This is a genomic window from Micromonospora inaquosa (assembly GCF_003857055.1).
GTDB lineage: Bacteria > Actinomycetota > Actinomycetes > Mycobacteriales > Micromonosporaceae > Micromonospora > Micromonospora inaquosa.
In genome coordinates, this window is sequence record NZ_QGSZ01000130.1 from 16,972 (window position 1) to 37,444 (window position 20,473).

The window sequence follows — 20,473 nt, forward strand, 5'->3', positions numbered from 1 at the left end:
CGCCCGCGCGCGGACCGGCGAGTGAGAGGGCAGGGGCAGGGCGATGGCCAGCGTCTCCGTTGATGAGGCGATGCGGCGTGCGATCGAGTTGGCGGCGCGCGGGCTCGGCACCACCAGCCCCAATCCGGTGGTCGGGTGCGTGCTGCTCGACGCCGACGGCGAGGTCGTGGGCGAGGGCTTCCACGCGTACGCCGGCGGGCCGCACGCCGAGATCGTCGCGCTGGCGCAGGCCGGGCGGCGGGCCAAGGGCGGCACCGCTGTCGTCACTCTGGAACCCTGTGATCACACCGGCCGCACCGGCCCCTGCAGTTCCGCGCTGGTCCAGGCGGGGGTGGGCCGGGTGGTCATCGCCGTACCCGACCCCAACCCGGTCGCGTCCGGGGGCGCCGCCACCTTGCGCGCCGCCGGGGTCCGGGTCGATCTGGGGGTACGCGGTGAGGAGGCCGAGGCCGGCAACGTGGCGTGGCTGACCTCGATGCGCCGGGGCTGGCCGTATGTGATCTGGAAGTACGCCGCCACGCTCGACGGGCGCTCCGCCGCGGCGGACGGCACCAGCATGTGGATCACCTCGGAGGCGGCCCGGATCGACGTGCACGCGCTGCGCGGCACCGTCGACGCGGTCATCGCCGGGGTGGGCACCGTGCTCGCCGACGATCCCCGGTTGACCGCCCGCAACCTGCGCGACGGCAGCCTGGCCATCCGGCAGCCGCTGCGGGTGGTGGTGGACAGCTCGGGGCGTACCCCGGCGGACGCCCGGGTCCGTGACGGCGCGGCGCGGACGTGGATCGCGACCGCCGACGAGGTCGGCGCCGACCCGGATGGTCGGGTCGACCTGCCGGCGCTGCTCGCGGCGCTGCACCAGCGCGGGGTCCGCGCGGTGCTGCTGGAGGGCGGCCCCCGGCTGGCCGGCGCGTTCCTGCGGGCCGGCCTGGTCGACAAGATCGTCGGGTACGTCGCGCCGCGGTTGCTCGGCGCCGGCCCGACCGCTCTGGTCGACGCGGGAGTGACCACCATCGCTGAGGCCATCGATCTGGAGTTCGTCGACGTTACGCAGATCGGTCCGGATCTCCGGATCACTGCTTTGCCCCGTAAAAGGGAGGGCTGAGATGTTCACCGGCATTATTGAGGAATTGGGCGAGATCGTGCGGGTCGCGCCCACGGCGGGCGATTCGGCGTTGCTCGGCGTACGCGGCCCGCTGGTCACGTCCGACGCCCGGCACGGCGACTCGATCGCCGTCAACGGTGTCTGCCTGACCGTCGTGGAGGTGGCCGACGGGGTCTTCACCGCCGACGTGATGGGGGAGACGCTGCGCCGCTCCGCGTTGGGTGCGCTGCGCCCCGGCGACCCGGTCAACCTGGAGCGGGCCGCCGCGCTCGGCAGTCGGCTCGGGGGGCACCTGGTGCAGGGCCACGTCGACGGCGTCGGTGAACTGATCTCCCGGGAGCCGGCCGAGCAGTGGGAGACCGTCCGGTTCCGGCTGCCCGCCACCCTGTCCCGGTACGTGGTGGAGAAGGGCTCGATCACCATCGACGGTGTCTCGCTGACAGTGGCCGCGGTCGGTGCTGACGAGTTCGCCGTGGGGCTGATCCCGACCACGCTCAAGCTGACCACGCTCGGCGCGAAGGGCGTCGGTGACCCGGTCAACCTGGAGGTCGACGTGTTGGCCAAGTACGTCGAACGGCTGCTCGGCGACCGGCTCACCGACGCTCGCGGGTTGGCCGCGAACCCGGGCGGGGTGGCCTGATGGGCCCGCTCAGCTGGCTGCTGGACGCCCAGGTGCAGGTCGCCGGCTCGCCGGTGCTGGCCCGGGAGATCGTCGGCAACGCGTTCGGGCTGATCTCCGCGCTGCTCGGGCTGCGCCGGCTGGTCTGGGCGTGGCCGGTCGGCATGATCGGTAACGCGCTGCTGCTCACCGTCTTCCTCGGCGGGGTGTTCGCCACCCCGCAGGAGCACGACCTGTACGGGCAGGCCGGCCGGCAGGTGTTCTTCTTCGCGGTCAGCGTCTACGGCTGGTGGCGCTGGCAGCGCAACCGTCGCGGCGACGCCGGGCAGGCCGCGGTCGTCCCGCGCTGGGCCACCGGCCGGGAGCGGCTGATGCTGCTGGTGGCCGCCGTGCTCGGCACCGCCGCGGCGTACCCGGTGCTCAAGGCGCTGGGCTCGTGGGGCCCGCTGCCCGACGCCTGGATCCTCACCGGCAGTCTGCTGGCCACCTACGGCATGGCGCGCGGCTGGGTGGAGTTCTGGCTGCTCTGGATCGCGGTGGACGCGGTCGGCGTGCCGCTGCTGCTGCGCGGCGGGTTCTACCCGTCGGCCGCCATGTACCTGATCTACGGCGCCCTCTGCGTCTGGGGTTTCGTCGCCTGGTGGCGCACCTCGCGGGCGACGACCACCGTCCGCACGCCCATCTACACGGAGGCCATGGCGTGACCAGTTTTGGGGATATCGAGCAGGCCATCGCGGACATCGCTGCCGGCCGGCCGGTCGTGGTGGTCGACGACGCGGACCGGGAGAACGAGGGCGACCTGATCTTCGCGGCCGAGTTGGCCACGCCGGAGCTGATGGCGTTCATGGTGCGCTACACCTCCGGATACGTCTGCGTGGCGTTGACCGAGAGCGAAGCCGACCGGCTCGACCTGCCGCCGATGCACCACACCAACCAGGACCGGCGCGGCACCGCGTACACGGTGACCGTGGACGCCCGCGAGGGGGTCAGCACCGGCATCTCGGCGGCCGACCGCGCGCACACCAGCCGGCTGCTCGCCGCCGCGGCGACCGACCCGACCGACCTGGCCCGCCCCGGGCACGTGGTGCCGCTGCGCGCCCGAGAGGGCGGGGTGCTGCGCCGGCCGGGGCACACCGAGGCGGGCATCGACCTGACCCGGCTGGCCGGGCTGCGTCCGGCCGGCGTGCTCTGCGAGCTGGTCAACGACGACGGCACCATGATGCGCCTGCCGGACCTGGAGAAGTTCTCCGCCGAGCACGGCCTCACGCTGATCACCATCGCCGACCTGATCGCCTACCGGCGGCGGACCGAGAAGCAGGTCGAGCTGGTCGCCGACGCCCGGATGCCGACCCGGCACGGGGTGTTCCGGGCGCTCGGCTACCGCGCCGAGCACGACCCGGCCGAACACGTCGCGATGGTCCTGGGTGACCTGGGTGACGGCCAGGACGTGCTGGTCCGGGTGCACTCCGAGTGTCTGACCGGGGACGTGTTCGGCTCGCTGCGCTGCGACTGCGGGCCGCAGCTGGACGCCGCGCTGGCCCGGGTCGGAAAGGAAGGCCGGGGCGTGGTGCTCTACGTCCGTGGGCACGAGGGGCGCGGCATCGGGCTGCTGCACAAGCTGCAGGCGTACCAGTTGCAGGACCTTGGTCGCGACACCGTCGACGCCAACCTCGACCTGGGTCTGCCGGCCGACGCCCGTGACTACGGCACCGGCGCGCAGATCCTCTACGACCTGGGCGTGCGGTCGATGCGGCTGCTGACCAACAACCCGGCCAAGCGGGCCGGGCTGGAGGGGTACGGGTTGACCATCACCGGCCGTGAGAGCCTGCCGGTCGGCGCGCACCCGGAGAACATGCGCTACCTGCGCACCAAGCGGGACCGGATGGGTCACCTGCTGGACGAGTTGGACGAGGGGGCCGAGGCGCCGCTGGGGCGTCCGGTCGCCAACGACGAGATCGGAGCATGACGATGGCGGGTTTCGGTGAGCCGGGAGTCGAGGCGGTCGACGCCGCGGGGCTGACCGTCGGGGTCGTTGCCGCCCGCTGGCACGGCGAGTTGACCGACCACATGCTGGAGCGTGCGGTCGCCGCCGCCGAGGCGTGCGGCGCTCGTTCCGTGATCGCCCGGGTTGCCGGGTCGGTCGAGCTGCCGGTGGTGGCGCAGGCCCTCGCCCGCCGCTGCGACGTGGTGGTCGCCCTCGGCGTGGTGGTCCGCGGCGCCACCGCCCACTTCGACTACGTCTGCCGTTCGGTCACCGACGGATTGACCCGGGTGGCGCTGGACGAGGGCAAGCCGGTGGCGCACGGGGTGTTGACCGTGGAGACCATCGAGCAGGCCCGCGACCGGGCCGGTCTGCCCGGCTCGGCGGAGGACAAGGGCTGGGCCGCCACGGTCGCGGCCCTCGACGCGGCGTTGGCCGTGCGGACCGTGGCGGCGGGCAACGCCCAACGGGTCGGTTTCAGCGGCTGAGGCACCCTCACAGCCGACCAGCCTCGATGATCCGGCGCAGGAACTGCCGGGTCCGAGGCTGCGTCGGCTCGCCGAGCACCTGCTCGGGCGGGCCGCTCTCGACGACCCGTCCGGCGTCGAGGAAGCACACCTCGTCGGCGACCTCCCGGGCGAAGCCCATCTCGTGGGTGGCCAGCACCATGGTCATGCCGTCGGCCTTCAGGTCGCGGATCATCGCCAGCACCTCGCCCACGAGCTCCGGGTCGAGCGCGGAGGTGACCTCGTCGAGCAGCATCAGTCGAGGTGAGTTGGCCAGCGCCCGGACGATCGCCACCCGTTGCTGCTGCCCGCCGGAGAGCCGGTCGGGGTAGGCGTCCGCCTTGGCGCCGAGCCCCACCCGGTCGAGCAACTCCCGGGCCTGCGCCTCGGCCTCCGCCCGGCCCCGGCGGTGTACGCGGCGCGGCGCGAGGGTGATGTTGTCCAACACGCTCAGGTGCGGAAAGAGGTTGTACGCCTGGAACACCATGCCGATCCGCCGGCGGACCCGGTCCGGGTCCACCCGGGGATCGGAGATGTCCTCCCCGTCCAACTCGATGGTGCCGTCGTCGATTTCCTCCAGCAGGTTGACGCAGCGCAGCAGTGTCGACTTGCCGGACCCGGACGCGCCGATCAGTGCCACCACCTGGTGTTCGGCGACGGTCAGATCGAGCTGGTCGAGCACGACGTGCCCGCCGAACTCCTTGCGCAGGCCCCGACAACGCAGCAACGGCACGGCTCAGCCCCCCGACTGTCGGCGGGCCGCGCGCAGCGTCACCCAGTCGGTGACCGCGATCAGCGGGATCGCGAGCAGCACGAAGAGCACCCCCGCCACGATGTACGGCGTGTAGTTGAAGGTCTGGGCGGTGGCGATCTGGGCGGCGCGGACCGCGTCGATCGGCCCGGCCAGCGACACCAGCCCCACGTCCTTCTGCAACGCCACCACATCGTTGAGCAGGGGTGGCGCCACCCGGCGGACGGCCTGCGGCAGCACCACGTGCCGCATCGTCTGCCGGTACGTCAGGCCCAGCGAGCGGGCCGCGGCGAGTTGGCTGGAGTGCACCGACTCGATGCCGGCCCGGAACACCTCGGCGAGGTAGCCGCCGTAGGTGAGGACCAACGCGATCCCACCCAGCACCAGCACCGGCGGCATGCCCTGCAACCGCAGCCCCGGCACGCCGAGGGTGAGCAGGTAGAGCACGATGATCAGCGGCAGGCCCCGGAAGGTGTAGGTGTAGCCGGCGGCCAGCGCGCGGACCGGGAAGAAGACCGGCCCGCGCAGCGTCCGCAGCACGGCGATCACCAGCCCGAGCAGCAGAGCGCCGATCGCACAGCACACCAGCAGCCGGATGTTGAGCCAGAGCCCGCTCAGCACCGCCGGCAGCGCGTCGCGGGCGATCTGCGGATCCAGGAACGACAGTCGGACCCGGTCCCAGCCCGGTGCCCCGGTCACCGCGATCACCAGCAGCGTGCCGAGCGCCGCCGTCGAGAACGCCGCGACGAGCACGCTGTGGACGGTCTGCCGACGTCGGTACGCCGATCGCCGCAGCTGCGTCTCGGACGGCACATGATCCAGAAGAGTCACCGCAGCTCGGCCGCCCCCGCCGCCTGCGCGAGCCACTTCTGCTCCAACTGCTTCAGTGTGCCCGCCGTGGTGAGCTGACCGACCGCGTCGGTCACGCAGGAGGTCAGTGGGGAGTTCTTGTCCAGCAGCAACCCGAACGCCTCGGGCGTACCGACCTGCGGCACCTGCCCGACGATCACCGCGTCGGTGATCTCCGCGCCGGTGATGTAGAAGGCGGTCGGAAGGTCCACCACGAGACCGTCGAGCTGCCCGTTCTGCAGTGCCTTCTTGGCGTCGTCGTTGCTGTTGTAGACCTGGGGCTCGGCGGTTGGCTTGAGCACGTCGGTGATCGCCTGGTAGCTGGTGGTGCCGACCTGCGCGCCGAGCCGGGCGTCGCGCAGCTCGGCCAGCGACGTCCGGCCGGCGATCTTCGAGGACTTCAACGCGATGACGGTCTGCCGCACCAGGTAGTACGGCGCGGAGAAGTCGACAGCCCGCTTGCGCTCCTCGGTGATGGAGAACTGGTTGATGTCGAAGTCGAAGTCCTTCGGGCCCGGCGCGATAGCGGTGTCGAACTTGACCCGCGTCCAGGTGACGTCGGCGCGGGCGTAGCCGAGCTTCTCGGCCACCGCGTACGCGACGGCGGATTCGAAGCCCTCACCGTTGTCCGGCTTGTCGTCGGAGAACCACGGCTCGTACGCGGGCTGGTCGGTGGCGATGGTCAGCTTGCCCGGCGTACGCGTGGGCAGGCTGTCCTTGGCGCAGGTCTGCGCGGCGGTGACGGTGGGGGTGGGTTTCTCGTCCTGTGGGGCGCATCCGGCGGTGGCTACCACGACGGCGCCGGCGAGGGTGAGCGCGAGGAGACGTGAGCTGCTGGCCATGGCGGACAGCGTAGGGCTCCATGACCATCGATCGACAATTGTCCCACCATGTTGATAGGGAATTGTCCGCTTGCTGGATTCCGGCGGACCCGGACGCGGGGCCTCGTCCGGGTGGCTGGAAGAATCGTTCCCCGTGAAGACGTTCGAGGAGTTGTTCGCCGAGCTGCAGGCCAAGGCCGCCGCCGGCACCCCGGGCTCGGGCACCGTCGCCGCGCTGGACAAGGGCGTGCACTTCATCGGCAAGAAGGTCGTCGAGGAGGCGGCCGAGTCGTGGATGGCCGCCGAGCACGAGGGGCCGGAGCGCACCGCCGAGGAGATCTCGCAGCTGCTCTACCAGGTCCAGGTGCTGATGCTCGCCAGTGGTCTCGAGCTCAAGGACGTCTACCGACATCTGTGAGTGCCCCCCACCCCGTTGATCGCCATCCGGATCGAAGGAGCACTCCGTCATGCTGCGTGTCGCCATTCCCAACAAGGGCACCCTGGCCGAGCCGGCCGCCCAGATGCTGCGCGAGGCGGGCTACCGCCAGCGCACCGACCCCAAGGACCTGGTCTGCCGGGACGAGGCCAACGACGTCGAATTCTTCTACCTGCGCCCGAAGGACATCGCCACCTACGTCGGCTCCGGTGACCTCGACCTCGGGATCACCGGCCGGGACCTGCTGATCGACTCGGCCGCGCCGGCCGAGGAGGTCGTCGACCTCGCCTTCGGTCGGGCCACCTTCCGCTTCGCCGCCCGCCCCGACGACATCGCCTCCGTTCAGGAACTCGGTGGTCACCGGATCGCCACCGCGTACCCGGGGCTGGTCGAGCGGCACCTCGGCGAGGTGGGGGTCAAGGCCGACGTGATCCGCCTCGACGGCGCGGTGGAGAACGCCGTACGCCTCGGCGTCGCCGACGTGATCGCGGACGTGGTGGAGACCGGCGCGACCCTGCGCCAGGCGGGCCTGGTGGTCTTCGGCGAGCCGCTGCTGCGCTCGTCGGCGGTGCTGGTCCGGCGCGCCGGCGCACCCGCGCAGCCGCAGGCCGAGCAGTTGCTGCGCCGCCTGCACGGGGTGCTGGTGGCCCGCCGCTACGTGATGCTCGCCTACGACGTGCCGGCCGGTCTGCTGGACCGGGCCAGTGGGCTCACCCCGGGCATCGAGTCGCCCACCGTGTCGCCGCTGCACCGCGAGGGCTGGGTGGCGGTGCAGGCGATGGTGCTCCGCGACGACGTGCACCGGATCATGGACGAGTTGTACGAGTTGGGTGCCCGCGCCATCCTCGTCACCAACATCCACGCCTGCCGCCTCTGACAGTTCCCGCCCGCGGCCCCGGCGCCCGCGGGACCCTGCTCCGCGATCTTGCACTTTCTGTGCCGACGCAAGGGGCATATCACCCCATGTCGACAGCCGAAACTGCAAGATCGGCGCGATCCTCTCGCCCGACAGGGGCCTAGGGTCCGGGGTGGTTCGGCGGGTGGTGCGTTTGATGGGCGAGTGCGGGTGGCAGACTGGTGGGGTGAGTGAAACCGAGCTGGTCCGCCTGAAGCCCCGCCGCATTCGCGTGGTCTGCTGGTCGGCGGCGGTTGCCCTGGTGGTGGTGTTCGGGCTGGTCGCCACGTCGCTGAGTGGCCCGACCGGCGACGGTTACGGCAGCTTCCAGCGCGGCGACCAGATCGCCATGATCGGCCTGGGCATCTTCGGGGCACTGGGCTTCCTGCTCTTCACCCGTCCGCGGGTGGAGGCGGACGCGCGGGGCATCCGGGTGCGTAACGTGGTCAGCTCCTACGAGCTGCCCTGGGAGGTTGTCCGGGGCGTCCGGTTCGACCGGGGCGCGCCGTGGGCCAGCCTGGAGCTGCACGACGACGACCTGCTGCCGCTGGTCGCCCTGCAGGCCGCCGACAAGGAGTTGGCAGTCGACGGGGTCCGCGCGCTGCGCCGGCTGCACGAGGCCCACCAGGCCCGCCTCGCCGAGCGCACCGCCGACCGCTGACCCCGGCCGCCCGACCGGCTGGCCCGGTGCCTCCGGGGCCGCAGGTCGTGCCCGGTTTGGGCGCGGGCGGGGCGCCGGTGTAGTGTTATCAAGTCGACCAGGCTGTCTCCGCGTGCGAGCAGACAGCCTTGAAAGCGGAGCGCCTGCTCCCACCTGAGTCACCGCTACGGTGGCCGGGTCCGGTCACCGGTTCCGGGCATGTCCCGGCACCGGATGCGCGATCCTTGTGATCGTGCTGGCCGGTCGAGCGGGCCCTGGCATACGCCGGGGCCTTCTACTTTTCGGGTCGGTTCCCTCCTGGGAGCCGCAGGGGTCGGCGACAAGGCAGAAACGACTCGAGGAGGCCCCATCAGCGTCGAACCACGCGTGAACGAGCAGATCCGGGCACGTGAGGTCCGACTGGTCGGCCCAGAGGGTGAGCAGGTGGGCATCGTCCCGCTGGAGCGCGCTCTTCAGCTGGCCGCGGACGTCGATCTGGACCTGGTCGAGGTTGCGCCGATGGCGCGCCCGCCGGTGTGCAAGCTCATGGACTTCGGCAAGTTCAAGTACGAGAGCGCACTCAAGGCGCGCGAAGCGCGGCGTAATCAGCAGCAGACCGTCATCAAGGAAATGAAGCTTCGGCCGAAGATCGACCCGCACGACTACGAGACCAAGAAGGGTCACGTGGTGCGGTTCCTCAAGGCGGGCGACAAGGTCAAGGTGACGATCATGTTCCGCGGTCGCGAGCAGAGCCGCCCGGAGCTGGGTTACCGGCTCCTGCGCCGGCTCGAGTCCGAGATCACGGACCTGGGATACGTCGAGGCCGCTCCGAAGCAGGACGGCCGAAACATGATCATGGTTCTCGCCCCGCATCGGGCCGTCAAGGCCTCCGCGGTCGCCGCTACGGCGTCTCGCGGCGGACCTCGGGACCGGGTAGGGGACGAGTCCGCCGCTCCGGAAGCCGATGAGACCGCGGCGGTCAGCGAGACCGCAGCAGCCGGTGACACCGGCCTCGCCGCCGACACCAGCGGCGAGTAACAGGGGAGAAGACGTTCCACATGCCGAAGATGAAGAGCCACACGGGTATGGGTAAGCGGGTCAAGGTGACCGGCAAGGGCAAGATCGTTGCCCAGCAGGCCGGCCTCCGCCACAACCTGGAGAAGAAGCCCTCCACCCAGACCCGCCGGCTGACCGGCACGGTCGTGCTGGCCAAGGCCGACGTCAAGCGCATCAAGAAGCTGCTCGGCCGCTGACGCGCGCCACCTTTACGTAAGAAGGAGTTGAGATGGCACGCGTCAAGCGGGCTGTAAACGCCCAGAAGAAGCGTCGTACCCTGCTGGAGTCCGCGAGTGGTTACCGCGGTCAGCGCTCCCGCCTGTACCGCAAGGCCAAGGAGCAGGTGCTGCACTCGATGCAGTACGCCTACCGGGACCGTCGCGACCGCAAGGGCGACTTCCGGCAGCTGTGGATTCAGCGGATCAACGCGGGCGCCCGGGCCAACGGGATGACCTACAACCGTCTGATCCAGGGCCTGCGTCTGGCCGGCATCGAGGTCGACCGCAAGATCCTGGCCGACATGGCTGTCAACGACGCCGCCTCTTTCGCGGCGATCGTCGAGCTGGCCCGGGCCGCGGTCACGGCCGAGGGTACCGGCGGCGCGGCGGCTCAGGCCGCCTGATCCCCACGCACCAGAGCGAGGCGTCTCCCGTGTCGGCACCGCCGTCCGGGGGGCGCCTCAATCGTGTCGGAGGAACGCACACCATGGCCTTCACCCCGCGTACCCCCAGGGTTGTCGCCGCCCGCCGCCTGCAACGCCGCCGGGACCGCGACGCCACCGGCCGTTTCCTGGCCGAGGGCCCGCAGGCGGTCCGCGAGGCCCTCGCACGGCCCGGGGTCGTCACCGAACTCTTTGGTACGACCACCGCGCTCGACCGTTACCCGGAGTTGGCCGCCACGGCGGCCCACGCCGACGTGCCGGTCTCCGAGGTGACCGACGACGCCCTCGCCGCGCTGGCCGAGACCGTCGCCCCGCAGGGGCTGGTGGCCGTCTGCCGGCACCTGGACGTGTCGCTGGAGCAGGCCCTCGCGGGTGGGCCCCGGCTGGTGGCGGTGCTCGCCGAGATCCGCGACCCGGGCAACGCCGGCACGGTGCTGCGCACCGCCGACGCCGCCGGTGCGGGTGCCGTGGTCTTCGCCGGCGACGCCGTCGACCCGTACAACGGCAAGTGTGTGCGGGCCTCGGCCGGCAGCCTCTTCCACGTCGACGTGGTGCGCGCCACCGACCCGCTCGCGGTGGTCGACGCGCTGCGCGCCGCCGGGCTGTCGATCTTCGCCACCACCGGGTACGGCGACGACGACCTGGACGACCTGACCGATTACGGTCGGCTCGTCGGGCCCACCGCCTGGCTGTTCGGCTCCGAGGCGCACGGCCTGCCCGAGGAGTTGACCGCCGCCGCCGACGCCCGGGTGCGGGTGCCGTTGTACGGGCGCGCGGAGAGCCTCAACCTGGCTGCCGCCGCCGCGGTCTGCCTGTACGCTTCGGCGAGAGCGCAGCGCTGAGGTGACCGCCTCCGGCGCGTCTGAGAGCGCGACTGACAGCAGGGGAGAGCATCCGGCCATGAACGCGAGACGGCGTTCGTTTAGCCAGCCCGCCGGTGTCGGCGGGCGGCGGGCCTGACCTGCTCCCTGCGCAACTCCTACCGGCGGGCTGCGGCACAGCCGCGCGTCCGTAGACTCGCTTAGCCGCCCGTGGAGGGCTGGCGCCGCCGTGAGGGAGTGCCCGTACGCCATGAGCTACCGCAACGATCCGTACGACCCGAAGCAGGTCGCCCTGCTCGACCCCACCGCCCTGGCCGAGGCCGTCGCGGACGCCACGAAGGCGTTCGAGGCCGCCGCCGACCCGGACGCGCTGACCGCGCTGCGCTCGGTGCACCTGGGTGACCGGTCACCGGTCTCCCTCGCCCGCCGGGAGATCGGCGCGCTGCCGCCGGCCGCGAAATCCGACGCCGGCAAGCGGGTCAACGAGGCCCGCCGGGCGATCGAGTCCGCGTACGCCGAGCGCGCCGAGGTGGTGGAGCGCGAGCAGGCCGAGCGGGTGCTGGTCGAGGAGCGGGTGGACGTCACCCTGCCCTACGACCGGCGTCCGCGTGGCGCCCGGCACCCGTTGAGCACCCTGATGGAGTCGATCAGCGACCTCTTCGTGGGGATGGGCTACGAGGTGGCCGAGGGGCCCGAGGTCGACCTGGAGTGGGTCAACTTCGACGCGCTGAACATTCCCGCCGACCACCCGGCGCGGGGGTTGATGGACACCTTCCACATCGCGCCGGAGGGCTCGGGCCTTGTTCTCCGCACGCACACGTCGACGGTGCAGACCCGCACGATGCTCAGCCGCAAGCCGCCGATCTACGTGATCGTGCCGGGCCGCGTCTACCGCACCGACGAGATCGACGCCACCCACAGCCCGGTGTTCCACCAGGCCGAGGGCCTGGTGGTCGACAAGGGCATCACGATGGCGCACCTGCGGGGCACATTGGACCACTTCGCCCGCGCGATGTTCGGCCCGGAGGCGAAGACCCGGTGGCGGCCGCACTACTTCCCGTTCACGGAGCCGTCGGCGGAGTTCGACGTGTGGTTCCCGGAGCACCGGGACGGCCCGCAGTGGGTCGAGTGGGGTGGCTGCGGCATGGTCAACCCGCGGGTGCTGCGCGCCTGCGGCGTCGACCCGGAGGTCTACTCCGGGTTCGCCTTCGGCATGGGCATCGACCGGACCCTGATGGTCCGGCACGGGGTCAGCGACATCCGCCATCTCTTCGAGGGCGACGTGCGGTTCAGCCGCGCGCTCGGGACCGGGGCGTAGGCGATGCGGGTACGAGACACGGGAACGGTGGTCTGAAGTCATGCGAGTTTCTGTCAGTTGGCTACGGGAGTACGTCGACCTCCCGGCCGACCTGCCCACCGGTGACCTGGAGCAGGCCCTGGTCGACCTCGGCATCGAGGTCGAGTCCGTGGTGGACCTGGCCGCGTCCGTCACCGGCCAGTTGGTCGTCGGCGAGGTCCGCGAGATCGAGGAGTTGACCGGTTTCAAGAAGCCGATCCGGTTCTGCCGGGTCGACGTGGGTGCCGCCAACGGCACCGGCGAGCCGCAGGAGATCGTCTGCGGGGCGCGTAACTTCGCTGTCGGTGACCGGGTGGTGGTGATTCTGCCCGGCGGCGTGCTGCCCGGCGGTTTCGCCATCGGCGCCCGCAAGACGTACGGGCACAACTCGGCGGGCATGATCTGCTCGGCGAAGGAGTTGGGCGTGAGCGACGACCACTCCGGCATCATCGTGCTGGGGCCGGACGTGACGGCCAAGCCGGGGGACGACGCGCGCCCGGTGGTCGGCCTGGACGACGTCGTGCTCGATCTGGAGGTCACCCCCGACCGGGGGTACGCGCTGAGCCTGCGCGGCCTGGCCCGGGAGCTGTCGCACGCGATCGACGTGCCGTTGCGCGACCCGGCCCTGGCGCCGGCTCCGGGCGGCACCCAGACGCCGGCGTACCCGGTGGAGGTCCGCGACACGGTCGGCTGCGACCGGTTCACGGCCCGCCTGGTCCGGGGCGTCGACCCGACCGCGCCGACCCCGTCCTGGATGCGGCAGCGGCTCGTCACCGCCGGCATCCGCAGCATCTCGCTGCCGGTCGACATCACCAACTACGTGATGTTGGAGCTGGGCCAGCCGATGCACGCCTTCGACGCCGACCGGATCGTCGGGTCGCTGGTGGTCCGCCGCGCCGAGGCGGGGGAGAAGCTGACCACCCTCGACGGCGTCACCCGGGTGCTCACCGCCGACGACATGGTGATCTGCGACGCTGGGCTGGACAGCGCCCTCGGGGGCCAGGGTGACGGCGTCCCGATCTCCCTCGCCGCGGTGATGGGTGGCGAGACCAGCGAGGTCGTCGCCGGCACCACCACCGTGCTCTTCGAGGCGGCGCACTGGGACCCGGCGATGGTCGGGCGCACCGCCCGCCGGCACAAGCTGTTCAGCGAGGCCGCGAAGCGCTGGGAGCGGGGCGTCGACCCGGCCGTGGCGCTGGTCGCGCTGGAGCGTGCCGTGCGGCTGCTCACCGAGCACGGCGGAGGCACCCCGAGCGCGGAGATCCTGGACATCGACCACGTCCGGCCGCGTACCCCGATCAGTCTGCCGGCGGACCTGCCGACCCGGCGGGTGGGTGTCGAGTACCCGCCGGCGCGGGTGGTGGCCCTGCTGGAGCGGGTCGGCTGCACTGTGGCGCAGGGCGCGGACCGGTTGTCCGAGGACCCGGGCGCGGTCGGCGTGGCCAGCGGCGTCGGGACGGTGCTGAGCGTCACCCCGCCGACCTGGCGACCCGACCTGACCGACCCGGCCGACCTGGTCGAGGAAGTGGTCCGCCTCGACGGGTACGACCGGGTGCCGTCGGTGCTGCCGACCGCGCCTCCGGGCCGCGGTCTGACCCCGCGGCAGCGTCGCCGTCGGGCCGTCGCCGGATCGCTGGCGGAGCGGGGGTACGTGGAGGTGCTCGCGCACCCGTTCGTGTCTCCGGAGCTGGCCGATCAGCTCGGCCTGCCGGCCGACGACCCGCGTCGGCCCGCGGTGCGGCTGGCCAACCCGCTGTCCGAGGAGGAGCCGCTGCTGCGCACCACGCTGCTCGGCCCGCTGCTCGGCATCCTCAAGCGCAACCTCGGCCGGGGTCACCGTGACCTGGCCCTCTACGAGATCGGCGCGGTCTTCCACCCGCGCGTCGGTGCCGGCAGCCCGCCGGCGATGGGCGTGGACCGACGCCCCACCGACGAGGAGTTCGCTGCCGCCGACGCGGTGGTGCCGGCGCAGCCGGTGCACGTCGCGGTGGTGCTCGCCGGCGACCTGGACCCGGCCGGCTGGTGGGGGCCGGGTCGACCGGCCGGCTGGGCGGACGCGATCGAGGCGGCCCGTGACGTGCTGGCCGCCGCCGGGATCCCCGACGAGCGGGTCGAGGTGCGCGCTGCCGAGTACGCCCCGTGGCACCCGGGCCGCTGCGCCGAGCTGCTGGTCGACGGCTCAGTCGTCGGACACGCCGGTGAGCTGCACCCGCTGGTGGTCGCGGCGCTGGAGCTGCCCCGCCGCACCAGCGCGATGGAGCTGAACCTCGACACGCTGCCGTCGACCCCGGTGACGCCCGCGCCGACGGTCTCCGGCTTCCCGCCGGCGCTGATCGACGTGGCGCTGGTGGTGGACGATTCGGTGCCGGCGGAGCAGGTGCGCCGGGCGCTGGAGGCGGGCGCCGGTGAGCTGCTGGAGGACGTGCGGCTCTTCGACGTGTACTCCGGTGCGCAGCTCGGTGAGGGCCGCCGGTCGCTGGCGTACAAGCTCACCTTCCGGGCACCGGACCGGACGCTCACCGTCGAGGAGGCGGTCGCGGCACGGGACGCGGCGGTCGCCGTCGCGGCGGAGCGCCTCGGCGCCACCCTGCGCGGCGCCTGACGGGTGCCGCCGCCCCACCCCCGCGATCTCTTGATCCGCGGGTTCGGGGTCCGAGTCTTTGACGGCGCACCTGCAATTAAGGCTCTGGCCAGGTGATTCTTCACCTGGCCAGAGCCTTAAAAATGGTGGATTGAATACGGCACCCCGTTGCGGAGGTTCTCGTGGGTAGCTATTCAATGGATGAACGTGAAGCATTTGAGGCGATGTCAAGGTTCATCTGGCAATTCGCAAATCGGGCGGGGGATGATCTACTCACGCTATTGGGTGATATTTCCCTCGAGGCCGATGGGAATCCTACTGATTCGGCAGCATGGACGGACTGGCTGGAATGTGTTCGGGTGACCGTGGACAAGTGACGCCGCGCCGAAGCCCGTTTTCAATTTCATGGCACCGGCAGTTGGCGCCATGACCGAGGAGCTTTAGGTACACGAGCCACGTGTCCTGCCGTCTTCAGGCGCGCAGTATGGGAATGCTGTCGAGCTGATCTCGGCGAAGGTTTGATCCGATGATGCCGGCCGGCCGTCCCCGGTCGCGTCTGCAAGCCACTACCTCGTTCGGCGTGATCGCGAAGTCGACGCTGAAGTCATGGTCCGCGTCGGGCAGCGCATCGTCGAGGAGTTGGGTCTGGTGGATCGTGGTGGCGATGGCGGTCTCGGTGGTGACGAGTCCGGCCTCGGTGAGGAGGGCAATCTCCAGGTCGGAGTAGCCGGCGCCCTTGCCGACCCGCACGCCGCTTTGGCGGCTGATTGCGACGCTGCCACAGACGATGAGGTCCACCGGGCGCATTTCGGCGGGTTCCACGGTGGGAGCGACCTGCGGCGCACCGCTACTCGTAGCTGCGGTCTCGATTGGTGCGGTGAGGCTGGCGGGGTCGAGCAGATAGAAGGGCTTGGGGGTAGCGAGTTTCGGGACCGCCATGTAGAGCAGCTTGCCTTCTTGCAGGGCTCGTACCCGGACGGGAAGTTGTGCCCGGTCCGGGTTGCACTTGATTACTCGGGCCTTCTTCCATACGTCCAGTTCCGCGAGGCGGGCTGCGGCCTCTTCCTTGCCGACGAAGTCGGGGATGTGACCGTGCACGCCAAGTGGGGCGGTGCCGTCACGTTCAAGGAGGTCCCATACGTGTTGCCGAACGGCGTGTTTGGCGCGGTCGATGTCGGTCACGTTGATGCTCCTATGGGCTCATGAGTGTGAGGAGTCGGTCGTTCACGTCCTGGACCGAGGGCTCGTTGCGCCAGGGGCGTAGCTGTCGGGCGGCGGCGAAGGTGAGGTTGAGTCCGCCGCCGGCACGGGTCCGTTCGATGACGTCGATGGCCTGATGCAGGTAGGACGTTGCGGCGTCGACGTCGCGTTGGAGGATGCTGGCGAGGGCGAGATTGCCGAGGATGACGGCGGTGGATTTGCGGCGTGCGGCGATCAGGTTTCGGGCGTCTCCGAGCGCTCGCACGGCTTGGTCTGGCTTGTTGAGGGAGAGCCAGCAGGAGCCCGCGAGTCTTGTGTAGTGGCTGGGGCAGAAGATGTCGGTAGCTGGGTCTCGGGCGTCGACGGCGGCGAAGTGAGCTTCAGCGGTACCGAGAGCGTCGGAGCAGTCCCCGGCCTGACCGAGCATCGCGTGTGCCTCGGCCCGATGCAGTTGGGCGAGGCCGGCGATGACGTGACTGTCGGTGTGGCTGACGGCGGCGGCGCGCGTCGTCAGGACAAGGCCGGTGTCGGGTCGTTTGGTGCCGTAGAGGGCGAGGTAGCTCTTGCGGAGCAACGCGTTAGCCTCGGTGACCGGGTCTCGCGTTTCCTGGGCTGCGCTGATCGCTTGATCGAAGTAGGCGGCGCTGGTGACATGGTCGCGCCGCTGCGAGGCGTCCCAGACGAGTTGACCCATCAAGGTCGCGGACTCGGCGACTGCTGCCGCCAGTTCGCGCTGGACCGGCCCGTTGCTGGCGTGTTGGCGAAGGAAGATTGCCTGACCGTGTAGTTGCCCGGCCCCGGCGAGCAGGAGCGTCGAGGGCGTCTGATCGTAGCGCTCGTCGAGGCGCTGCACGCGCTCCCTCAGGTGCGCCACGGCGATCAGGTCGACGCGGCCGGGGTTGCGCAGCACGTAGCTGAGACGCTCATCGGGCGGTGACGGTGCCTGGCCGACGTCGGCCAGGAGGTCGGCCAGTGCCTCGATCGACAGCTTGAGGGCTGCGGCGAGACGCGGCCGGTGCCAGGGCTGGGGGTCAGTCTCCGCCCGTTCCCACCGCACGATGGTGGAGCGATCGACGCCGAGGGCTTCGGCGAGGCGTTCCTGGCTCAGACCGATCGTCTTGCGGCGCTGGGCGAGCAGGTGCCGACGCCTATCTGCCACGACGTGCCGCCTCCCTTCGCCGCCATCCGTCACGGTCCATTCATCCAGCTCACACCGTGTGACGCAATGGGGATGCGTCAGTTCTGCGCCGTTGCCGCGCTGGGCGTCAGCGATCGCCGGGGCTTGTGTAGACGCATGGCCGGACCGGGCGAGAGCAGAAGCCGCTACACAAGGCGTGACGACTGCGCGAGCTCCCGTCCGTTCCGCTGCCAGCCCAAGCCCGACCTATTGAGTGGGGGAAAAGATGAGTGCCCAGGAGCGAGAACCGCTTGATTCCACCGGAGCGCCTTCTTCCGCTCGGACCCACGAAGAGCCCACGCGCCCTACCCAAGCCCAACGCCTCGACTACGGGCCCAGAGAGCACACCGCGCTGCGTCCGATCTGGCTTTGCCGGGCCTGCGGGCAACCCTGGCCCTGTGGCCGGGCGAAGCTCGCTCTCGTTGCCGAGTACGACGGCAACCCGGTCAGCCTGTTTCTCTACCTGGCCAGTCTCCTTCATGACGCCATCGACGACCTGCATAAGCTCAACCCCACCACCACCGGTTGCGCCAGTGACATGTTCGATCGCTTCCTTGGCTGGCCCTCCCGACACACCCGCTCCGACCGGATGACTGAGATCGGCTCTCCGCGACCAGAGGAGGAGCCGGAAGCATGAAGAACGTCCCGCTCGCCGGGATGGGGGACCTGCCTTCATGGAGTCGATCTATTCATTACCATGCAGTGGGCTGCATGAACTTGCACTCGTGAGTCGTCCTTGTTAATCTTCGCTGCATAGTCATGCGGAGGTGGGTATGGGGATTCGAGTCGCGGTCGCCGGAGCGAGCGGGTACGCCGGGGGCGAGCTGCTGCGCCTGATCGCCGGGCACCCGGAGTTCGACCTGGTCGCCGCCACCGCGCACAGCCAGGCCGGGCACCGCGTCGACGTGGTGCACCCACAGCTCACCGGGCTCGACCTGGTGCTCGGCGAGACCGATCCGGCCATCCTGGCGGACGCGGACCTGGTCTTCCTGGCTCTGCCGCACGGCCAGTCGGCGGCCCTCGCGGCTCAGCTTCCGCCCGAGGTGCGCATCGTCGACCTGGGCGCCGACCACCGGTTGGCCGACCCGTACGCCTGGGCGCAGTACTACGGCGGCACGCACGCCGGGCAGTGGACCTACGGCCTGCCCGAGCTGCCCGGTCAGCGGGAGTTGATCGCCGGCTCCACCCGGGTGGCGAACACCGGCTGCTACGCCGCCGCGATCACCCTGGCGCTCGCTCCGCTGATCGCCGATGGCGCGGCCAGCCCCGCCGACGTGGTGGTGGTCGCCGCCTCCGGCACCTCCGGCGCGGGCCGGGCGGCCAAGCCGCACCTGCTGGCCAGCGAGGTGATGGGCGACCTGTCGCCGTACCGGGTCGGCACCCACCAGCACGTGCCGGAGATCAAACAGGCCAGCGGTGCGACCGGCCTGTCGCTCACCCCGGTCCTGGCGCCGATGCCGCGCGGCATCCTGGCCACTGTCACCGCGGTGCCGGCGCGCGGCGTGGACCCGCAGGAGGTGCTGGCGCGGGCGTACGCGGACGCGCCGTTCGTGCACGTGCTGCCGGAGGGCCGCTGGCCGCACACCGCCGCAACCCTGGGCTCCAACTCGTGTCACCTCCAGGCCACCGTCGACGTCGACTCGGGTCGTCTGATCGTGCTCAGCGCGTTGGACAACCTGGGCAAGGGCGCGGCCGGTCAGGCCGTACAGAACGCCAATCTGATGCTCGGCCTGCCGGAGACGACGGGGCTGTCGATTTGGGGGGTCACCCCGTGAGCGTCACCACCCCTCGGGGGTTCCGGGCGGCCGGTGTGGCCGCCGGCCTCAAGGCCAGCGGCGGCGCGGACGTCGCCCTGGTGGTCAACGACGGCCCGGACGCCGGCGTGGCCGGCGTCTTCACCACCAACCGGGTCAAGGCCGCGCCGGTGCTCTGGAGCCAGCAGGTCGTGCAGGGCGGCGTGGTCCGCGCGGTGGTGCTCAACTCCGGTGGCGCCAACGCGTGCACCGGCCCGGCCGGCTTCCAGGACACCCACGCCACCGCCGAGCACACCGCCGCCGCGCTGACCTCGGTCAGCCCACGGTTGATCCTCGGCGCAGGCGAGGTCGCGGTCTGCTCGACCGGGTTGATCGGTGAGCGGTTGCCGATGCCGAAGCTGCTGCCGGGCGTCAGCTCGGCGATTCGCGGGCTGTCCCGCGACGGTGGCCTGGCCGCCGCCGAGGCGATCATGACCACGGACACCCGGTCGAAGACCACTGTGGCCCGGGGGAGCGGCTGGACGGTCGGCGGCATGGCCAAGGGCGCCGGAATGCTCGCGCCGGGGATGGCCACCATGCTCTGCGTGTTGACCACCGACGCGGTCGCCGGGCCGGCGACGCTGGACGAGGCGTTGCGGGCGGCCACCCGGGTCAGCTTCGACCGGGTCGACTCCGACGGCTGCATGTCCACCAACGACACAGTGTTGCTGCTGGCCAGCGGGGCGAGCGGCATCGAGCCGACGCCGGCCGAGCTGGCCGCTGCCGTCACCGAGGCCTGCCACGACCTGGCTCAGCAGTTGGTGGCCGACGCCGAGGGCGCCACCAAGCAGGTCGCGATCGACGTCGTCGGCGCGGCAAACGAGGACGAGGCGGTCGAGGTGGGCCGTACGGTGGCCCGCAACAACCTGGTCAAGACCGCGCTGTTCGGCAACGACCCCAACTGGGGGCGGATCCTCGCCGCCGTCGGCACCACCGCTGCGGCGTTCGAACCGGACGAGGTGGACGTGGCGGTCAACGGGGTGTGGGTGTGCCGGGGCGGTGCCGCCGCCGAGGACCGCTCGAAGGTCGACCTGACCGGTCGGGACGTGACGATCCGGATCGACCTGCACGCCGGCACGTCGGCCGCCACGATCTGGACCAACGATCTGTCCCACGCGTACGTGCACGAGAACTCGGCGTACTCAACGTGAGCGCGAGGAACGCAGCGCAGCGGAGTCCCGCAGTCGCGAACGAAAGGGCGGCACTGTGAGCGCGAGGAACGCAGCGCAGCGGAGTCCCGCCGTC

The 20,473-nt window shown here is 71.1% G+C and carries 22 protein-coding genes; 17 read left to right on the forward strand and 5 right to left on the reverse strand.

The features are described 5' to 3' along the window. The first annotated feature begins 43 nt into the window (after positions 1–43). From ribD to ribH, 5 genes are read left to right on the forward strand one after another with little or no spacing between them, the layout of a single operon-like run. On the forward strand, positions 44–1,105 hold the full coding sequence (gene ribD / locus DLJ59_RS04100) for a bifunctional diaminohydroxyphosphoribosylaminopyrimidine deaminase/5-amino-6-(5-phosphoribosylamino)uracil reductase RibD (RefSeq protein WP_124771176.1): 1,062 nt from the start codon (positions 44–46) through the stop codon (positions 1,103–1,105). A gap of 1 nt (position 1,106) precedes the next feature. Next, positions 1,107–1,745, forward strand: coding sequence for a riboflavin synthase (locus DLJ59_RS04105; protein ID WP_124771177.1), 639 nt, complete (start codon positions 1,107–1,109; stop codon positions 1,743–1,745). Then, entirely contained in the window at positions 1,745–2,428 is a 684-nt protein-coding gene (pnuC, locus tag DLJ59_RS04110) for a nicotinamide riboside transporter PnuC (protein WP_124771178.1), read from the forward strand. Before DLJ59_RS04105 ends, pnuC begins: the two co-directional genes overlap by 1 nt. Next, a complete protein-coding gene (locus DLJ59_RS04115; protein WP_124771179.1) occupies positions 2,425–3,690 on the forward strand; it encodes a bifunctional 3,4-dihydroxy-2-butanone-4-phosphate synthase/GTP cyclohydrolase II in 1,266 nt (421 codons plus the stop codon). The genes pnuC and DLJ59_RS04115 overlap by 4 nt, the downstream gene beginning before the upstream one ends. Before the next feature lie 2 nt (positions 3,691–3,692). Further along, on the forward strand, positions 3,693–4,193 hold the full coding sequence (ribH, locus tag DLJ59_RS04120; RefSeq protein ID WP_124771207.1) for a 6,7-dimethyl-8-ribityllumazine synthase: 501 nt from the start codon (positions 3,693–3,695) through the stop codon (positions 4,191–4,193). Between the two features lie 7 nt (positions 4,194–4,200). Here ribH and DLJ59_RS04125 read toward each other — a convergent pair whose 3' ends face one another. From DLJ59_RS04125 to DLJ59_RS04135, 3 genes are read right to left on the reverse strand one after another with little or no spacing between them, the layout of a single operon-like run. Then, positions 4,201–4,944, reverse strand: coding sequence for an amino acid ABC transporter ATP-binding protein (locus tag DLJ59_RS04125; RefSeq protein ID WP_124771180.1), 744 nt, complete (start codon positions 4,942–4,944; stop codon positions 4,201–4,203). A gap of 3 nt (positions 4,945–4,947) precedes the next feature. Beyond that, on the reverse strand, positions 4,948–5,793 hold the full coding sequence (locus DLJ59_RS04130; RefSeq protein ID WP_124771181.1) for an amino acid ABC transporter permease: 846 nt from the start codon (positions 5,791–5,793) through the stop codon (positions 4,948–4,950). Beyond that, complete coding sequence (locus DLJ59_RS04135) at positions 5,790–6,653, reverse strand: ABC transporter substrate-binding protein (protein WP_124771182.1); 864 nt, start codon at positions 6,651–6,653, stop codon at positions 5,790–5,792. Before DLJ59_RS04135 ends, DLJ59_RS04130 begins: the two co-directional genes overlap by 4 nt. A 133-nt stretch (positions 6,654–6,786) precedes the next feature. Here DLJ59_RS04135 and DLJ59_RS04140 point away from each other — a divergent pair, with 133 nt between their 5' ends. The 9 genes from DLJ59_RS04140 to pheT all read left to right on the forward strand — a co-directional run bounded on the left by DLJ59_RS04140 (position 6,787) and on the right by pheT (position 15,079). Continuing rightward, positions 6,787–7,050, forward strand: coding sequence for a phosphoribosyl-ATP diphosphatase (locus DLJ59_RS04140; RefSeq protein ID WP_030335709.1), 264 nt, complete (start codon positions 6,787–6,789; stop codon positions 7,048–7,050). A 49-nt stretch (positions 7,051–7,099) separates the two neighbouring features. Continuing rightward, entirely contained in the window at positions 7,100–7,945 is an 846-nt protein-coding gene (hisG, locus tag DLJ59_RS04145; RefSeq protein ID WP_030488425.1) for an ATP phosphoribosyltransferase, read from the forward strand. 205 nt (positions 7,946–8,150) lie between these two features. Then, positions 8,151–8,624 carry a PH domain-containing protein gene (locus tag DLJ59_RS04150; RefSeq protein ID WP_208648544.1) on the forward strand — a complete coding sequence of 158 codons (474 nt, stop codon included), beginning with the start codon at positions 8,151–8,153 and terminating at the stop codon, positions 8,622–8,624. A 366-nt stretch (positions 8,625–8,990) separates the two neighbouring features. After that, positions 8,991–9,641, forward strand: coding sequence for a translation initiation factor IF-3 (gene infC / locus DLJ59_RS04155; protein WP_124771183.1), 651 nt, complete (start codon positions 8,991–8,993; stop codon positions 9,639–9,641). Positions 9,642–9,661: 20 nt separating this feature from the next. Beyond that, positions 9,662–9,856 (forward strand): 50S ribosomal protein L35, encoded by a 195-nt coding sequence (gene rpmI / locus DLJ59_RS04160; protein ID WP_007458415.1) that lies wholly within the window; start codon positions 9,662–9,664, stop codon positions 9,854–9,856. Positions 9,857–9,888: 32 nt separating this feature from the next. Further along, the gene (gene rplT / locus DLJ59_RS04165; protein WP_030488429.1) at positions 9,889–10,281 is read left to right on the forward strand and encodes a 50S ribosomal protein L20; all 393 of its coding nucleotides are present in this window, start codon (positions 9,889–9,891) and stop codon (positions 10,279–10,281) included. Positions 10,282–10,364: 83 nt separating this feature from the next. Beyond that, positions 10,365–11,162: a TrmH family RNA methyltransferase gene (locus DLJ59_RS04170; RefSeq protein WP_124771184.1), complete on the forward strand. Its 798-nt coding sequence runs from the start codon at positions 10,365–10,367 to the stop codon at positions 11,160–11,162. Positions 11,163–11,391: 229 nt separating this feature from the next. After that, positions 11,392–12,459, forward strand: a complete 1,068-nt coding sequence (gene pheS, locus DLJ59_RS04175) for a phenylalanine--tRNA ligase subunit alpha (RefSeq protein WP_124771185.1) — start codon at positions 11,392–11,394, stop codon at positions 12,457–12,459. 40 nt (positions 12,460–12,499) lie between these two features. Continuing rightward, positions 12,500–15,079, forward strand: coding sequence for a phenylalanine--tRNA ligase subunit beta (pheT, locus tag DLJ59_RS04180; RefSeq protein ID WP_124771186.1), 2,580 nt, complete (start codon positions 12,500–12,502; stop codon positions 15,077–15,079). 450 nt (positions 15,080–15,529) lie between these two features. Here pheT and DLJ59_RS04185 read toward each other — a convergent pair whose 3' ends face one another. After that, positions 15,530–16,240, reverse strand: a complete 711-nt coding sequence (locus DLJ59_RS04185) for a 5-formyltetrahydrofolate cyclo-ligase (protein ID WP_124771187.1) — start codon at positions 16,238–16,240, stop codon at positions 15,530–15,532. A gap of 10 nt (positions 16,241–16,250) precedes the next feature. Beyond that, a complete protein-coding gene (locus tag DLJ59_RS04190) occupies positions 16,251–17,417 on the reverse strand; it encodes a helix-turn-helix transcriptional regulator (RefSeq protein ID WP_124771188.1) in 1,167 nt (388 codons plus the stop codon). A gap of 370 nt (positions 17,418–17,787) precedes the next feature. On the opposite strand from DLJ59_RS04190, the gene DLJ59_RS04195 reads away from it, so the two are divergent. From DLJ59_RS04195 to argJ, 3 genes are all read left to right on the forward strand, one after another. Continuing rightward, positions 17,788–18,072 carry a hypothetical protein gene (locus tag DLJ59_RS04195; protein ID WP_124771209.1) on the forward strand — a complete coding sequence of 95 codons (285 nt, stop codon included), beginning with the start codon at positions 17,788–17,790 and terminating at the stop codon, positions 18,070–18,072. Between the two features lie 136 nt (positions 18,073–18,208). Then, positions 18,209–19,210 carry an N-acetyl-gamma-glutamyl-phosphate reductase gene (gene argC, locus DLJ59_RS04200; RefSeq protein ID WP_124771189.1) on the forward strand — a complete coding sequence of 334 codons (1,002 nt, stop codon included), beginning with the start codon at positions 18,209–18,211 and terminating at the stop codon, positions 19,208–19,210. Further along, entirely contained in the window at positions 19,207–20,379 is a 1,173-nt protein-coding gene (gene argJ, locus DLJ59_RS04205) for a bifunctional glutamate N-acetyltransferase/amino-acid acetyltransferase ArgJ (RefSeq protein WP_124771190.1), read from the forward strand. The genes argC and argJ overlap by 4 nt, the downstream gene beginning before the upstream one ends. Positions 20,380–20,473: the final 94 nt, after the last annotated feature.

What these genes read in the sequence shown, in the direction of transcription:
- ribD (WP_124771176.1), top strand. Translation starts at nt 44, where the DNA reads ATGGCCAGCGTCTCCGTTGATGAGGCGATGCGGCGTGCGATCGAGTTG.
- DLJ59_RS04105 (WP_124771177.1), top strand. Translation starts at nt 1,107, where the DNA reads ATGTTCACCGGCATTATTGAGGAATTGGGCGAGATCGTGCGGGTCGCG.
- pnuC (WP_124771178.1), top strand. Translation starts at nt 1,745, where the DNA reads ATGGGCCCGCTCAGCTGGCTGCTGGACGCCCAGGTGCAGGTCGCCGGC.
- ribH (WP_124771207.1), top strand. Translation starts at nt 3,693, where the DNA reads ATGGCGGGTTTCGGTGAGCCGGGAGTCGAGGCGGTCGACGCCGCGGGG.
- DLJ59_RS04135 (WP_124771182.1), bottom strand. Translation starts at nt 6,653, where the DNA reads ATGGCCAGCAGCTCACGTCTCCTCGCGCTCACCCTCGCCGGCGCCGTC.
- hisG (WP_030488425.1), top strand. Translation starts at nt 7,100, where the DNA reads ATGCTGCGTGTCGCCATTCCCAACAAGGGCACCCTGGCCGAGCCGGCC.
- rpmI (WP_007458415.1), top strand. Translation starts at nt 9,662, where the DNA reads ATGCCGAAGATGAAGAGCCACACGGGTATGGGTAAGCGGGTCAAGGTG.
- rplT (WP_030488429.1), top strand. Translation starts at nt 9,889, where the DNA reads ATGGCACGCGTCAAGCGGGCTGTAAACGCCCAGAAGAAGCGTCGTACC.
- DLJ59_RS04170 (WP_124771184.1), top strand. Translation starts at nt 10,365, where the DNA reads ATGGCCTTCACCCCGCGTACCCCCAGGGTTGTCGCCGCCCGCCGCCTG.
- pheS (WP_124771185.1), top strand. Translation starts at nt 11,392, where the DNA reads ATGAGCTACCGCAACGATCCGTACGACCCGAAGCAGGTCGCCCTGCTC.
- pheT (WP_124771186.1), top strand. Translation starts at nt 12,500, where the DNA reads ATGCGAGTTTCTGTCAGTTGGCTACGGGAGTACGTCGACCTCCCGGCC.
- argC (WP_124771189.1), top strand. Translation starts at nt 18,209, where the DNA reads ATGGGGATTCGAGTCGCGGTCGCCGGAGCGAGCGGGTACGCCGGGGGC.